This window comes from Streptomyces inhibens (assembly GCF_003389455.1).
Taxonomy (GTDB): Bacteria; Actinomycetota; Actinomycetes; order Streptomycetales; family Streptomycetaceae; genus Streptomyces; species Streptomyces inhibens.
The window spans coordinates 1-13,604 of record NZ_QUAC01000085.1; the positions used below are offsets into that span (position 1 = coordinate 1).

The 13,604-nt window shown below is 72.0% G+C and carries 14 protein-coding genes; 8 read left to right on the forward strand and 6 right to left on the reverse strand.

Annotation, left to right across the window (positions count from 1 at the left end):
* Positions 1 to 62: 62 nt before the first annotated feature.
* On the reverse strand, positions 63 to 551 hold the full coding sequence (locus DY245_RS11935; protein ID WP_128506483.1) for a MarR family winged helix-turn-helix transcriptional regulator: 489 nt from the start codon (positions 549 to 551) through the stop codon (positions 63 to 65).
* 182 nt (positions 552 to 733) lie between these two features.
* Here DY245_RS11935 and DY245_RS11940 point away from each other — a divergent pair, with 182 nt between their 5' ends.
* From DY245_RS11940 to DY245_RS11960, 5 genes are all read left to right on the forward strand, one after another.
* On the forward strand, positions 734 to 1,216 hold the full coding sequence (locus DY245_RS11940; RefSeq protein ID WP_128506485.1) for an SgcJ/EcaC family oxidoreductase: 483 nt from the start codon (positions 734 to 736) through the stop codon (positions 1,214 to 1,216).
* 51 nt (positions 1,217 to 1,267) lie between these two features.
* Positions 1,268 to 1,588, forward strand: a complete 321-nt coding sequence (locus DY245_RS11945) for a DMT family transporter (RefSeq protein WP_128506487.1) — start codon at positions 1,268 to 1,270, stop codon at positions 1,586 to 1,588.
* Positions 1,588 to 2,127 carry a TetR/AcrR family transcriptional regulator gene (locus tag DY245_RS11950; RefSeq protein WP_128506489.1) on the forward strand — a complete coding sequence of 180 codons (540 nt, stop codon included), beginning with the start codon at positions 1,588 to 1,590 and terminating at the stop codon, positions 2,125 to 2,127. Before DY245_RS11945 ends, DY245_RS11950 begins: the two co-directional genes overlap by 1 nt.
* A 129-nt stretch (positions 2,128 to 2,256) precedes the next feature.
* Positions 2,257 to 3,264: a 2,3,4,5-tetrahydropyridine-2,6-dicarboxylate N-succinyltransferase gene (gene dapD / locus DY245_RS11955; RefSeq protein ID WP_128506491.1), complete on the forward strand. Its 1,008-nt coding sequence runs from the start codon at positions 2,257 to 2,259 to the stop codon at positions 3,262 to 3,264.
* A 137-nt stretch (positions 3,265 to 3,401) separates the two neighbouring features.
* On the forward strand, positions 3,402 to 4,361 hold the full coding sequence (locus DY245_RS11960; protein ID WP_128506493.1) for an EI24 domain-containing protein: 960 nt from the start codon (positions 3,402 to 3,404) through the stop codon (positions 4,359 to 4,361).
* On the opposite strand, the gene dapA is transcribed toward DY245_RS11960, so the two are convergent.
* The 3 genes from dapA to DY245_RS11970 form a co-directional block, all read right to left on the reverse strand.
* Positions 4,270 to 5,238: a 4-hydroxy-tetrahydrodipicolinate synthase gene (dapA, locus tag DY245_RS11965; protein WP_128506495.1), complete on the reverse strand. Its 969-nt coding sequence runs from the start codon at positions 5,236 to 5,238 to the stop codon at positions 4,270 to 4,272. The genes DY245_RS11960 and dapA overlap by 92 nt on opposite strands.
* 155 nt (positions 5,239 to 5,393) lie before the next feature.
* Entirely contained in the window at positions 5,394 to 5,543 is a 150-nt protein-coding gene (locus DY245_RS44295; protein WP_181923638.1) for a hypothetical protein, read from the reverse strand.
* 127 nt (positions 5,544 to 5,670) lie between these two features.
* Complete coding sequence (locus DY245_RS11970; RefSeq protein ID WP_128506497.1) at positions 5,671 to 7,512, reverse strand: endonuclease/exonuclease/phosphatase family protein; 1,842 nt, start codon at positions 7,510 to 7,512, stop codon at positions 5,671 to 5,673.
* Positions 7,513 to 7,741: 229 nt separating this feature from the next.
* Between DY245_RS11970 and DY245_RS11975 the strand changes: the two genes are divergently transcribed.
* Positions 7,742 to 9,283, forward strand: coding sequence for a hypothetical protein (locus DY245_RS11975; protein WP_128506499.1), 1,542 nt, complete (start codon positions 7,742 to 7,744; stop codon positions 9,281 to 9,283).
* Positions 9,284 to 9,417: 134 nt separating this feature from the next.
* On the forward strand, positions 9,418 to 10,875 hold the full coding sequence (locus DY245_RS11980) for an alkaline phosphatase PhoX (RefSeq protein WP_128506501.1): 1,458 nt from the start codon (positions 9,418 to 9,420) through the stop codon (positions 10,873 to 10,875).
* Positions 10,876 to 10,925: 50 nt separating this feature from the next.
* Here DY245_RS11980 and DY245_RS11985 read toward each other — a convergent pair whose 3' ends face one another.
* Positions 10,926 to 11,807, reverse strand: a complete 882-nt coding sequence (locus DY245_RS11985) for a class I SAM-dependent methyltransferase (RefSeq protein ID WP_128506503.1) — start codon at positions 11,805 to 11,807, stop codon at positions 10,926 to 10,928.
* 64 nt (positions 11,808 to 11,871) lie between these two features.
* On the opposite strand from DY245_RS11985, the gene DY245_RS11990 reads away from it, so the two are divergent.
* Complete coding sequence (locus DY245_RS11990; RefSeq protein WP_128506505.1) at positions 11,872 to 12,894, forward strand: MsnO8 family LLM class oxidoreductase; 1,023 nt, start codon at positions 11,872 to 11,874, stop codon at positions 12,892 to 12,894.
* Positions 12,895 to 12,962: 68 nt separating this feature from the next.
* Here DY245_RS11990 and DY245_RS11995 read toward each other — a convergent pair.
* A partial coding sequence (locus DY245_RS11995) for a TerD family protein (RefSeq protein WP_181923639.1) occupies positions 12,963 to 13,604 on the reverse strand: 642 nt, incomplete at its 5' end.

Consider the following 13,604-nt stretch of genomic DNA (forward strand, 5'->3'; position numbering starts at 1 on the left):
GCCGTGCCCGCCAGTCACCACTGGCGGGCACGGCCGTATCGCTGTTCCGGGGCGCCGCGGCGTCAGCTTCCGGGCCCGCCGGCCACCGGCAGTCCCTTGGTCTCGGCGGTGGCATCGCGCAGCGCGGGCGCCGCGGCGGCGAAGTAGCGGAAGAGGACGCGCAGTTCGTCCGCGGTGAAGCTTCGGAAGACCTCGGCCATCCGGCGGCGCGCGGGGCCGAAGGCGGCCTCGTCCTCGTCGTGCGGGATCGGCAGCGGCTCGACCAGGACCCGCCGGCGGTCGTCGGGGTCGGGGGCCCGGCGGGCCCGGCCGGCCCGCACCAGGCGGTCGACGAGGCGGGTGGTGGCGCTCTGCGAGAGCCCGATGCGTTCGGCCAGGGCGCCGGTGGTGAGCGGGCCGGCGAGGTCGAGGGCGTGCAGCGCGTACAGGTCGGTGGGGTGCTGGCCGAGTGCCTCGGCGGCGGCCTGACCGTGCAGCACGGTGGCCGTGACGTAGGCGCGATAGCTGTCGGCGTGCTGGCGCAGCAGGGCGTTGTGCTGCTGTTCGGACATGTCGCTCACCTTCCCGGGGTGGACCCGTGGGCTGTTTCCGGNTCGGACATGTCGCTCACCTTCCCGGGGTGGACCCGTGGGCTGTTTCCGGGGCGGACCCCTTGCCACATACTTGCACAGCTGCATATATTGCATGCGTGCATGCATATAAAAACAGCGGTCGATTCCCGTCAGGGGGAGTCATGAGCACATCAGGGGGAGCCATGAATGCGGCGGAACTTCGCGAGACGGCGGAGGTGCGCGAGCGCTTCGAGGCACACCGGCGGGCATGGGGCGACGCCGACGCCTATGGGCGCTCGTTCACCGAGGACGCCGACTACGTCACCTTCTTCGGCGGCAGGCTGACCGGCCGCGAAGGCGTCGTCGAGGGGCACCGGGGCCTCTTCGGCGGCGCACTGAAGGGCTCCCGGCTGTGGGCCGAGATCACCGATCTGGAGTTCCTCGCGCCGGACGTCGCCCTGCTCCACGCCCGGGGCGCCGTCCTGAAGGGGAAGCGGACCCGGCCCTCGCGCCGGGCGATGTCCGTCCAGACGTATGTCATGACCCGGCAGCCCGCAGAAGGCGCCGACGGCTGGCTGATCCGGGCCTTCCAGAACACCCGCCACCGCCCCCGCACCGAGGCGCTGAGCGCCGCCCTGGCCCGGCTGGCACCGAAGGGAAGCTGACCGCCGGCCGCTTGTGTACGACCGTACGCATCGTTGTGTACGCTCGTACGCATGGTCTATGTGACGCTCGCCGGCGCGATCCTCTCCGAGATCCTCGCGACCACCTCGATGAAGTACAGCGACGGCTTCAGCAGACTGTGGCCGTCGGTCGGGACCGCGCTGGGCTATCTGCTCGCCTTTGCGCTGCTCGCCCAGACGCTCAAATCGATGAGCGTCGGCACCGCGTACGCCATCTGGTCCGGCGCCGGGACGGCGGTGATCGCCGCGATCGGGATCGTGTTCCTGGGCGAGAGCGCCGGTGCGCTGAAGGTCCTCGGGGTGCTGCTGGTCATTGCCGGGGTCGTGGTGCTGAATCTGGACGGTGCGCACTGATGGCCCGGCGCTACGACCCCGACCGGCGGCAGCGGATCATCGACGCGGCGATCGCCGTGGTCGGTGAGCGCGGGATCGCCGGGCTCAGCCATCGCTCGGTGGCCGCCGCGGCGGATGTCCCGCTCGGCTCGACCACGTACCACTTCGCGACCCTGGACGAGCTGCTGAGCGCCGCGCTGCGGCAGGTCAACGGCGAGTGGATGGCCGATTTCGCGCGCTGGGTGGACGGCATCGACCTGGCGGCGCCGCTCGCCGACGAGGTCGCCGCGCTCGTCGAGGGGACCCTGGCCGGTGACCGCTCGCGGGTGGAGCTGGAGTACGAGCTGTATCTGGCGGCGCTGCGGCACGAGGCGGTACGGCCGATCGCCGCTGAGTGCCTGGACGAGATGGTGCGGCTGCTCGGACGGCGGATCGGCGACGAGCGGACCGCACGCGCCGTGGTGGCGTTCACCGACGGGCTGGTGTTGCAGCATCTGCTGACCGGGCAGCCCTTCGAACCCGCCGTGGTGCGGGACGGATTGGCCGGAGTGCTGGGCTGAACCCGGCCGCCCGGGGCGGTGGACGGCCGACTCGTGCGGCCGTACGAGTGGCGTCGTGCGACCGTACGACCCGGCCCGATCGCTGAGACCGGTTCGCCTCGACGGGCGCCCTCCGGTTAGGTTTCGAACATGACCGATGCTGCTACTTCCGCTTCCCGTACGACCGGCGCCGTCGCCGCCGGGCTCGCCACCGTCACCTCCGACGGCACCGTTCTCGACACCTGGTTCCCGGCGCCCGAGCTGGTCGCTGTGACTGCCGAGGGCCCCGGCCCGGCCGGCACCGAGCAGCTGGACGACGAGCGCGCCACCGAACTGCTGGGCGCCGCCGTGCTCAAGGCGATCGGTCCCGACCCGGTCCGTGATGTCGAGGTCGTCGCCGTCCGGACGGTCATCTCCTCCCTCGACGACAAGCCGCTGGACGCGCACGACGTCTATCTGCGCCTCCACCTGCTCAGCCACCGGCTGGTCAAGCCGCACGGGCAGAACCTGGACGGCATGTTCGGTCTGCTGTCCAACGTCGCCTGGACCTCGCTGGGCCCGGTGGCCGTCGACCAGCTGGAGACGGTACGGCTCAACGCCCGCGCCGAGGGGCTGCATCTCCAGGTCACCAGCGTCGACAAGTTCCCGCGGATGACCGACTATGTCGCGCCCGCCGGTGTGCGGATCGCGGACGCGGACCGGGTGCGCCTGGGTGCGCACCTCGCGGCCGGCACGACCGTCATGCACGAGGGCTTCGTCAACTTCAACGCCGGGACGCTGGGCACCTCCATGATCGAGGGCCGGATCAGCGCGGGCGTGCTCATCGGCGACGGCTCCGACATCGGCGGCGGCGCCTCCACCATGGGCACCCTCTCCGGCGGCGGCAAGCAGATCATCTCGATCGGCGAGCGCTGCCTGCTCGGCGCCGAATCGGGCATCGGTATCGCGCTGGGCGACGAGTGCGTGGTCGAGGCCGGCCTGTACGTGACCGCGGGCACCCGTGTCACGCTGCCCGACGGCCAGATCGTCAAGGCCCTGGAGCTCTCCGGCGCGGACAACATCCTCTTCCGCCGCAACTCCACCACCGGCACCGTCGAGGCCCGGCCGAACAAGGCGGTCTGGGGCGGCCTCAACGAGATCCTGCACAGCCACAACTGACAGCCGCAGCAGACAGCCACAACTGCGCGTGCACGGTTGACCGTTCACGGTGGCGCCACGGCCCGGCGGGAGCTCCGCCGGGCCGTTGGTGTGCTGCCGCCGTCCCCCGTCCGGCCGGGCGCCGATAGGCTTGGGGCATGCGTGATCTTGTAGCGGGGATGCGGTATCTGGGCAAGGGGCAACGCTGGGTCGCCCAAAACGGCCGGTGGTGGGGGTTCGGGCTGATCCCGGCACTGATCGCCCTGGTGCTGTATGCCGCGGTGCTCACCGTGCTCGCCCTGTGGTCCGGCGATATCGCCGCCTGGGCGACGCCGTTCGCCGACGGCTGGGGCTCGCCCTGGCAGGGGCTGCTGCGCGGGCTGTTCGTGGCGCTGCTGTTCGCCGGCGGGCTGACGCTGTCCGTGCTGACCTTCACCGCCGTCACGCTGCTGATCGGCGACCCCTTCTACGAGTCGCTGTCACAGAAGGTCGAGGAGAGCGAGGGGTACTGCCCGCCGGGGCCGGGCCGGCCGTTGTGGCAGGAGATCTGGATCGCGCTGAGGGACAGCGTCCATGTGCTGCTGCGGGCCGCCGGTTTCGGGATCCTGCTGTTCGTCCTCGGGTTCGTGCCGTTCCTCGGGCAGACCGTGATCCCCGCCATCGGCTTCTGTGTCTCCGGCTTCTTCCTCGCCGTGGAGCTGACCTCGGTGGCGATGCAGCGCCGCGACATCCCGGTGCGCGAGCGGCTGCGGCTGCTGCGCGGCCGCAAGGCGCTCGCGGTCGGCTTCGGCACCCCGATCGTGCTGCTCTTCCTGATCCCGTTCATCGCGGTGGTGCTGATGCCGGGTGCGGTGGCCGGGGCGACGCTGCTGGTGCGGGAGCTGGTGCCGGACGAGGAGCAGCCGCCGGCGCCGGACCGGGGCGAGGGCGACGCCGGGCAGGACCGGGCCGGCGCGCCGTACGGGCAGCCCTACGGGCAGCCGGGTGCGCCGGGCGGCTTCGGTCCGGCGCCCGCGCAGTTCCCCGCTAACCCGGGACAGCAGCCGGGCGCACCGCGGTCCCCGTATCCGCAGTCCGGTCCAGAGCCGTCCGCAGGGCGGCCACCAGCCGGCTGGTGAGCTGGGCGTCCGCCGCCAGCAGTGGCCCTCGGACCGGCCCCGCGGGCAGGCCGAGGTGGTTCAGCAGCGCCTTCGCGGCGACCGTGCCGGGGGTGTCGCCGCCGGTCACCGCTTCGATGAGCGGGACCAGGGCGAGCTGGCGGCGGGCGGCCTCCGCCGTGTCGCCGGTGTCATAGGCGTCCATGACGGCGCGCACGGCCCGCGGTGCGGCGTTGGCGGCGGTGCTGATGCAGCCGGTGCCGCCGAGGGCCCGTAGCGGCAGGATCTGTTCATCGCAGCCCGCGTAGTAGGCCAGCTCCGTCGACGCCAGTACCTTCGCCGACTTCAGCAGGTCGTTGCCGCAGTCCTTGACGGCCGTGATCCGCGGATGGGCGGCCAGTCGCAGCAGCGTCGCGGCGCTCAGCGCGGTGGCGGTGCGGCCCGGGATGTCGTAGAGCATCACCGGCAGCCCGGTGGCGTCCGCGACCGTCCGCAGATGGTGGGTGACGGCCTCCTGGGTGGGCCGTGAGTAGTACGGCGTGACCACCAACAGGCCGTGCGCACCGGCCCGTTCGGCGTCGCGGGCCAGGGTGACGGTGTGCCGGGTGTCGCTGGTGCCGACCCCGGCGGTGATCCGCGCCCGGTCGCCGACCGCCTCGACGACGGCCCGCAGCAGGGCTTCCTTCTCGGCGTCCGAGGTGGTCGGGGACTCGCCCGTGGTGCCGCTCAGTACGAGTGCGTCGCATCCGCCCTCGTCGACGAGGTGGGTGGCGAGCCGCTGCGCGCCGTCCGTGTCGAGCTCCCCGTCCGCGGTGAACGGGGTGATCATGGCGGCCGCGGTACGGCCGAAGGAGGCCGCGGCCGGGGGCGGTGCGAGGGGTGGGGTGACGGTGTTCATGGCGGAAGTGTGAGGGCGTCTCATGTTTCACGTCCACTTAGTTGTGCTGGGTGATTCCTTAAGCATCGCTACGATGAGCGGGGACCGTCGGCCGGCGAACGCGAAGCGGCCGCCGCACCGTTCGGTGCGACGGCCGCCCGGGCATCACAGGCCCATCACGCGTCAGTCAGGCCATTCCGCGAACGCTTCAGGTCCTGGGTCCGCTCAGCTGCGGACTCCTCCGACGACTTCGGCTTCCGCTGGTCGGTGCGCCGCTCGGCGGCACGGTCCTTGTTGCCCGACTTACGGTTCTGGGACTTCGGCATGATGACTCCCTATGTCTCGCCGAATGTTGCTTACGAACTCCAGTACCGCACCCTCAGCGGCAGTTGGCCCCCTGACGTGGGCCAGGCGAGTGAGGGGAGTTTCACGCGGGGTGACGTGCCGCCGGTACTACGGCCGGATCCGCAGCACCTGCGGATCGTGGTCGCTGGCCTGGTCGGCGTACTCGGCGTTGATGTGCACGATGTCGTAGTCGGCCCGGGTCAGATGGCGGCTGGTGAGCATGTGGTCCAGCACCTGCGAGTTGCCGTTGTAGACATAGCCGTAACGCTCCGAGCGCGGCAGCCGGCCCACCAGGTCGGTGAGCACACCCCCGCCGGTCAGGGTCTTGAGGGCCGGCGAGAACTGGTAGTCGTTGAGGTCGCCGGCCACCACCACATCGGCCTTCGGGTCCTTGGCCAGCAGATCCTTGACGAACGCGTTGACCAGCCCGGCCTGCGCGGTGCGCTGGGTCTCCGACGTCCTGGCCGGGGCCTGGAAACGGCTGTCCAGGCCCTGGTCGCCGCCCTTGGAGTTGAAGTGGTTGGCGATCACGAACACCCGGCTGTCCGGGCGGCTCTTGAGCGAGAACTGGCCGACCAGGGGCTTGCGGCTGGTCTTCCACGCCGGGTCGGCGGGCGCGATCCGGCCCGGGGACGCGGACAGCGTGGCCCTGCCGTGGTCGGCGACCACCTTCACCGGGGTGGTGGCGTCACCGCCCTTGATGTCCGTGAAGGACACCCGGTCGGGGTTGAACAGGAACGCCACACGGATGTTGCCGCCGGGCTGACCGCCGTCCTGGTCGTTGACCGGGTCGATCTGCCGCCACTCGTACGCCGGGCCGCCGGCCGCCTTGATGGCGTCGGTGAGCTTCTTGAGGGTGACGCCGGCGGTGACCACGCCGTTGTCGGTGGCGCCGTTGTCGTCCTGGACCTCCTCCAGGGCGACGACATCGGGGGCGGACAGATTGTGCACCAGCGCCTTCGCGAGCCGGTCGAACTTGGCCTGCGGGGTGGTGGGGGAGAGGTTCTCGACGTTGTAGGTGGCCACCGCCAGCTCGTCGGACTTCTGCCTGCGGGTGGTCTCCTGCGCCGGGCCGTGGTCGGTGACCGTGCCCAGCTCGGTGGCCTGGAGCGTGTAGCCGCCGAAGCTGTCGTAGTCCAGCGGCCCGGCGGTGGTGCCGGTCAGCTCGTCACCGACATCGGCCACCGGGAACGGCCGCTGCGAGAAGGGGATCAGGGACGCCACCTTGACCCGGCCGCCGTTGGGGTCCGCGTACGAGCGGTAGAGCGTGCCGCCGCGGGCCGTACGGTTGCGGCCCGGCTCGGCGGTCACCCACAGCTCGTTGTGGGTGCTGGTCGGGCCGACGACCGGGGCGCCGGAGACCGAGACCCGCATGCCCTCCAGCGACTCATAGCGGTCCAGCGCGTACGAGGAGGGGCGCAGCGTCAGCGACTCGATGCTCTTGCCGCCCGCGTCGGGGGCGTATCGGTTCGGCACCGAGGCCGGGTTGAGCCTGAAGGCGGCCGGCAGCGGGGCGTCGGCGGAGACGGTCTGCCAGGTCGCGTCGGTGATTTCGGTGACGGACTGCAGGCCCGCGTCCTTGCCGCCCGGGTAGTACTCGCTGACCGTGCCGGAGAAGGTGATGGCGTCGCCGACCGCGACCTTCGGCGTCTCCTTGCCGGTGAAGACGAAGACCGCCTCGCTGGTGGCCGGGTCGTTGTCCGGATGCGGGTCCTGCACCCAGAAGCCGCGCGCCGAGCCGAACGACCGGACCGCGGTGACCGTGCCGGGCACCTCGCTGACCTGCTTCCCGGCCAGCGGGGATATTCGGGTGTTGCCCTGGATGTCGTGGATCCGGGCGCCGGCCGCGGAGGCGGAGGACTGCGTAACGGTCAGCAGTCCACCGGCGAGGGCGGCGCAGGCCACCGCGCTGAGGGCGGCCGGTCTGCGGAGCGAACGACGGGACGGCATGCATGCCTCCGAGGGGATATATAGGGTTATGGGGGGTTAGCGGCACCGTGCGCGCGGCGCCGGACCGGCGCACGCTACGCGCGTCAATCTCTTGTGCGCGCAAGGGAGTTGTCAAGGTTCTCCAGGTGACCGGCAAGGGGCGCGGGGGTGAACCGCCCGAGATACGGAGAATTCCGTCTACGCTTGGTCGGCGCACGAGCCGAAGTCCGTACGAGGAGCTGAGCCCCAGATGTCCGCAGACCGCCCCACCCTGCCGCCGGTGCGGCTGCACTCCGAAGCGGAACTGGCCCGGGACGCGCTGAGCGCCCCCCTGATGGCCCGGGCCGCCAAGCTCGCCCGCTGGGCCGAGCGCGGCGTCCCGGTCGGCGTCGGCGGCGAGATCCTCCATGAAGCGCTGGGCGCCGCCACCGAGCACCTCGGTCTGGCCGGCGACGAGGACGGCCCCGCCTGGACCGCCGAGGCCTGGCAGCTCGCGGTGGACACCGGGCTGGTCGAGATCGAGGAGAGCTCCGAGGACGCGGCGGACGAGGACGGCGCCGGGCTTCCCGACGATGCCGCGGTCGGCACCGCCACCCCCGGCGAGGAGCTGAACCTGCTCACCTCCGGCAGCCCGCAGGACATCCTCGACATCTGGCTCGGCGGCATGGAGACCGTGCTCGCCGACGCGGCCGCCCCCGACCTCGCCGACCTCGCCGACCAGCTCACCGAGAACGGCGAAATCGACCTGGACGCGATCGACTGGAACCCGGAGGAGGAGGCCGAGGTGCTGGACGGCATCCTCGGCAACCTCTATCTGCTCACCGCCCTGAGCGAGGACCCCGACCAGGACGTGCCGCTGCCCGCGCTGGCCGCCTCCATGATCATCCCGGACGACATGGACGAGCCCACCGACGACATCCTCGAAGAGGTCTCCGAGGCGATGATGCGCCTGGACGACCAGTTCCGGGTGCTGGAGCCGATCGGTCTGGTCGCCTACAGGCCGGTCGACGAGGCGCTCATCGAGGAAGTGGACGAGGACGGAGAGACGGTCCTCCCCCAAGGACCTTCGACAAGCTCCGGTCCAGGGGGGACCCCCATCGCCGAGCCGCTCACCGACGAGGACGTCTCCCGCTACGGCCTGGTCCGCCTCACCCCGCTCGGCGTCTACGCCGTACGCGCCCGGCTGCTGGACGCGGGCGCGCACGCCCCGGCCGTCGGCGACCTCACCGACAAGGGCGCCGACGTCCTCCTGGACGCGCTGCCCGACTACCCCGAGACGCTCGCCCAGGCCGAGTCCGAGCGGTGGCTCGCCGCCCGTACGCCCCTGGACGCCGCCCGGGACCTGCTGGCGGCCGCCCGCGGCGACGACGAGCGCGCCCCGCGCCGCCGGCTCGCCGCCCAGCAGACCCTCTCGCTGGTCTCGCCGGACGCCGAGGCCGCGCTGCGCGAGGTCCTCGACGACCGCCGGCTCGGCGGTCTGGCCCGGGTCTGGCTCGCCGAGCGCGCGCTGCCCGGCATCCCCGAGCCGTCCCAGGACATGATCTTCTGGCTGACCGTGGACACCATCGCGGCGCAGCTGGACAGCGCCGACGAGAACGCCGTGGCCGAGCTGCGCGAACTCGTCCAGGGCCTGACCGACCAGCACAGCGGGTTCTTCGACACCGCCTGGCGGGTGGACCACCCGGCCACCGCCGACGTCCTGGAGGCCATGGGCCGGCTGCACCCGGACAAGAAGGCCGCCAAGGAGGCCCGTAAGGCCGCGTTCAAGGCGCGCTCGCGGCAATCGGGCTGAGACGGCGCCCGGGAGGGCCGGGGTGGCGTAACTGCTTCCTGGATGTCGCGCCGCGTTCAACTGGAGTTCGAAGGAGCGCGGGAACGTGTGCGGCGCAGGCACAGGGGAAGAAACCGGCCATCCAGGAGATGACAATGCCGCTCACCCGGAGAGACTTCGCCAAGCGTTCCGCCCTCACCGGCGCGGGGGTCGCGCTGGCCGGCAGCGTCGGCGTGCTGGCCACCGCGCCGGGAGCCATCGGCGAGGAAGCGCCGGCCGCCGGCCCGGACGGCGCGGCGGACGGCCAGGGGCGCACGATCGGCTACGGCCCGCTGATCGAGGACCCGGACGGCATCCTCGCGCTGCCCGCCGGGTTCTCGTACAAGATCATCACCCGGACCGGGGTGACCAAGCTCGACACCGGTGAGTCCACGCCCTCCAACCACGACGGCACCGGCACCTTCGAGGGGCACCGCGGCACCACCCTCCTCGTCAACAACCACGAGCTGAAGGGCCCGCGCGCCGACTGGCCGCACCCGGTGCCGCTGGCCGAAGGGCTGGTCTACGACCCGGCGGCGTCCGGCGGCTGCACCGTCGTCGAGGTCGCCAAGGACGGCACGCCCGTCGGCGAGTGGGTCGGCATTGCTGGTACCTCCACCAACTGCGCGGGCGGGACCACCCCTTGGGGCACCTGGCTCACCTGCGAGGAGAACGAGGACAAGGCCGGCCAGCACGGCATGACCAAGGACCACGGCTATGTCTTCGAGGTCGACCCGCACGACCCCAAGGCCTGCCGCGACCCCAAGCCCATCAAGGCGCTGGGCCGTTACGCCCACGAGGCGGTGGTCGTCGACCCCAAGCGCGGCCACCTCTTCCTGACCGAGGACGCCGCCACCCCCAACGGCCTCTTCTACCGCTGGACCCCGCCGCACGGTTTCCGGCACGGCCGCGGAGCGCTGCGCACGCTGGCCGATGACGCGGGTGTGCTGGAGGCCTTCAAGTGCTTCGACTCCGGCGGCCGGTTCGTCGACGACCTCTCGCGCGCCACCAAGACCGGCACCGTCTACGGCGTCGACTGGGTCGAGGTCCCCGACCGCGATGCCCGTACGGTCTCGGTACGCAAGCAGTTCACGGACGGTGAGATCACCCGCGCCCGCAAGTTGGAGGGCCTGTGGTGGGCGGACGGCGGCGCGTACATCGTGTCCTCCTTCGCCCGCGCGGAGAGCCCGGTCCAGCACGACGGACAGGTCTGGTTCTACGACCCGCGGCGGCGGACCCTGACCCTGAAGGTGCTGCTGGGGGTCAATCAGGACCCTTCGAAGGACGGCGCGTTCGACGGTCCCGACAACATCACCGTCTCGCCCTACGGCGGGCTGATCATCGCCGAGGACGGCGAGGGCGTACAGCACCTCTTCGGGGCCACCGACGACGGCCGCACCTACCCGATCGCGCGCAACGACCTCAACATCGGCACCGCGGACAAGCCGGAGTTCAGCGAGTTCACCGGCCCGGTCTTCTCCCCGGACGGCCGGACGCTGTTCGCCAACATCCAGGAGCCCGGCATCATGCTGGCCATCACCGGCCCGTGGAAGCGGCAGCGCCGGCAGCGCTAGCGGCACCCCCCGGCTGAGCCTCACCCCTGCCTCAAGCGCATCGGGGAGGCTCAGCCGGCCATGGCCGTGATGACGTAGTAGTCCAGCAGACCGTCCCGATAAGCCGTCAGATAGCGGCGCGGCCACTCGTCGCGCAGCTCGGGACGCTGGGCCATATAGCGGTCGTACGGCTCCCAGACCCCGTCGCCGATCGGCCGGACGCGGACCTCCCGCAGACCCGCCGCGGCCAGCGTCGCGGCGACATCGTCGACGACATGCGGGACGTCCAGACCGTCGGCGTACGGGGGCAGCAGCCCGGGCAGCGCGCGGGCGGCCTCATGGGTGCGGGCGAAGAACGTCGTCAGCGCCAGCCGGCCGGTCGCGCGCAGTACCCGCGCCGCCTCCCGGGCGAAACCGGCCGGATCGCGGAAGTGCTGCGCGGCCTCGACGGAGTACAGACAGTCGACGGCGTCGTCGGGGAGCGGGATGTCCTCGGCGGCGCCCAGGAGGAAGCCCAGCCGGGCCGGGGTCCCGGCAAAGGCGCCGAGCAGCGCCGCGTTCGCCTCCCGGGCGCGGGTGATCTGGTCGGGGTGGGCATCCAGGCCGATGACCTGCCCCAGGCCGAATTCCCGCAGCGCCAGCGCGCAGCCCAGGCCGCGCCCGCAGCCGACCTCCAGGGCGCTGCGGCCCTGCGGCCGGTCGAAGGTGCCCAGCACCAGCCGGTAGAGATCTTGCTCGCTGCGCACCCGGTCGGCCTCGCTCAGTGGCCGGTCCGCGTGGTCCGGCACCCCGGCCCAGTAGCCGAAGTTGATGAAGCCGCCGGCGAAGGCGGACACGGTGCTCAGGTCGAACTCGCCGTAGATCTTCGCGACCCGCTCGGGAAGGTCGGGCGGCGCTGGGCCGTCCGGGTGATCCGTGGGCTCGGTCGGGCCGGCCGGCGGCTGCTGCGTCATCGAACGCTCCTCGTGTGTGCCGTGGGGGGAATCATCGGGGCGTGCGGACGTTGAAGGAGAGGTGCTGAGCTCGACGATACGGACGACACAATTCTCGATCCTGGACCGTTCCCGCACCAGGGAGGGACATCCCGAGGCGGCGGCGCTGCGGGACACGGTGGACCTGGCGCGGCGCGCCGAGAGGCTGGGCTACCACCGCTTCTGGGTCTCCGAGCACCACAGCGTGCCCGGGGTCGCCGGATCGGCGCCGACGGTGCTGGCCGCCGCGGTGGCCTCGGCGACCTCCGCGATCCGGGTCGGGACGGGCGGGGTGATGCTGCCCAACCACCGGCCGCTGGTGGTCGCCGAGCAGTTCGGGGTGCTGGAGTCGCTCTTCCCCGGCCGGATCGACATGGGACTGGGCCGGTCGGTGGGCTTCACCGACGGCATCCGCCGGGCGCTGGGCACGGAGAAGGACGCCACCGAGGACTTCGGGGACCGACTGGCGGAGCTGTTGGGGTACTTCGCGGGCACCCAGACGGCCCATCCGCAGGTGCACGCCCGGCCCGCCGAGGGGCTGACGGTCCCGGCGTTCGTCCTGGCCACCGGCGCCGGTGCGCAGGTCGCCGCGGCGGCCGGGCTGGCCCTGGTCATCGGTGACCTCCGGGGCCGGCAGAAGATGCTGGACGCCATCGACGCCTACCGGGACGCCTTCCGCCCCTCGGGGCTGTGGGAGCGGCCGTATGTCGTGATCTCCGGGACGGTGGCGGTGGCCGGTACGACGGAGCAGGCGCGGCGGCTGCTGCTGCCGGAGGCGCGGTCGCTGGCGTACTCCCGTACCCATGGGGTGTTTCCGCCGCTGCGGCCCGCCGACGACGGGCCGGCCGCCGGTGCCGCGATGTCGCAGCGGGAGCGGGGTTTCTACGAGGACGCCCAGCGCGGCCATGTGTACGGCACCGAGGAGCAGGTCGCCGAGGAGCTCGGCACGCTGATCGGGCGCAGCGGCGCGGACGAGGTGCTGGTCACCACCAGCTCCTACGACCGCCCGGCGCTGGTGGAGTCGTTCGAGAGGCTGGCGCGGGTGGCGGGCCTGACGGCGCGTGAGTGAGCCGCCGGGGACGGCGCGGCACCGTCCCTGCCGCGGGCGAGGCGGTCAGGGACGGTGCCGCCGTCAGGTCACAGGGCCTGGCCGCCCGGCTTGACCATGCCGCGTACCGTGCGGGCGTCGACGAACTCGCCCAGCGCGGTCATCTCCCACTCGCCGGAGAACTGCCGGATGAGCTTGGCCATCATCACGCCCGTGCGCGGTTCGGCGTGGGTGAGGTCGAAGCGCACCAGCTCCTCGCCGCTCTGGGCGTCCATCAGACGGCAGTAGGCCTTGGCGACGTCGGAGAACTTCTGGCCGGAGAAGGAGTTCACGACGAAGACCAGACCGGTCACCTCCGGGGGGATCCCGCCGAGGTGGACGGTGATCGCCTCGTCGTCGCCCGCGCCCTCGCCGGTGAGGTTGTCGCCGGAGTGCTGGATGGCGCCGCCCAGGATCATCAGCTTGCCGAAGAAGCAGTTGTCGACCTTCTTGCGGTCGGGGCCGTAGGCGATGACGGAGGCGTCCAGGTCGATGCTCTTGCCGCGGAAGGCGGGCTCCCAGCCGAGGCCCATGGTGACCGAGCTGAGCAGCGGGCGGCCGCCCTTGACCAGCGAGACCGTCTGGTTCTTCTGGAGGCTGACCCGGCCCTTGTCGAGGTTGATCTTGCCGGAGCCGGGGGCCGGGGCGGCGGGCTGCGCGGCGGGCGGGGCCGGGGGAGCGGCGGCCGGCGG

What these genes read in the sequence shown, in the direction of transcription:
- DY245_RS44295 (WP_181923638.1), bottom strand. Translation starts at nt 5,543, where the DNA reads ATGCCGAAGTCCCAGAACCGTAAGTCGGGCAACAAGGACCGTGCCGCC.
- DY245_RS11970 (WP_128506497.1), bottom strand. Translation starts at nt 7,512, where the DNA reads ATGCCGTCCCGTCGTTCGCTCCGCAGACCGGCCGCCCTCAGCGCGGTG.
- DY245_RS11975 (WP_128506499.1), top strand. Translation starts at nt 7,742, where the DNA reads ATGTCCGCAGACCGCCCCACCCTGCCGCCGGTGCGGCTGCACTCCGAA.
- dapA (WP_128506495.1), bottom strand. Translation starts at nt 5,238, where the DNA reads ATGAACACCGTCACCCCACCCCTCGCACCGCCCCCGGCCGCGGCCTCC.
- DY245_RS11945 (WP_128506487.1), top strand. Translation starts at nt 1,268, where the DNA reads ATGGTCTATGTGACGCTCGCCGGCGCGATCCTCTCCGAGATCCTCGCG.
- DY245_RS11940 (WP_128506485.1), top strand. Translation starts at nt 734, where the DNA reads ATGAGCACATCAGGGGGAGCCATGAATGCGGCGGAACTTCGCGAGACG.
- DY245_RS11980 (WP_128506501.1), top strand. Translation starts at nt 9,418, where the DNA reads ATGCCGCTCACCCGGAGAGACTTCGCCAAGCGTTCCGCCCTCACCGGC.
- DY245_RS11960 (WP_128506493.1), top strand. Translation starts at nt 3,402, where the DNA reads ATGCGTGATCTTGTAGCGGGGATGCGGTATCTGGGCAAGGGGCAACGC.
- dapD (WP_128506491.1), top strand. Translation starts at nt 2,257, where the DNA reads ATGACCGATGCTGCTACTTCCGCTTCCCGTACGACCGGCGCCGTCGCC.
- DY245_RS11985 (WP_128506503.1), bottom strand. Translation starts at nt 11,807, where the DNA reads ATGACGCAGCAGCCGCCGGCCGGCCCGACCGAGCCCACGGATCACCCG.
- DY245_RS11935 (WP_128506483.1), bottom strand. Translation starts at nt 551, where the DNA reads ATGTCCGAACAGCAGCACAACGCCCTGCTGCGCCAGCACGCCGACAGC.
- DY245_RS11950 (WP_128506489.1), top strand. Translation starts at nt 1,588, where the DNA reads ATGGCCCGGCGCTACGACCCCGACCGGCGGCAGCGGATCATCGACGCG.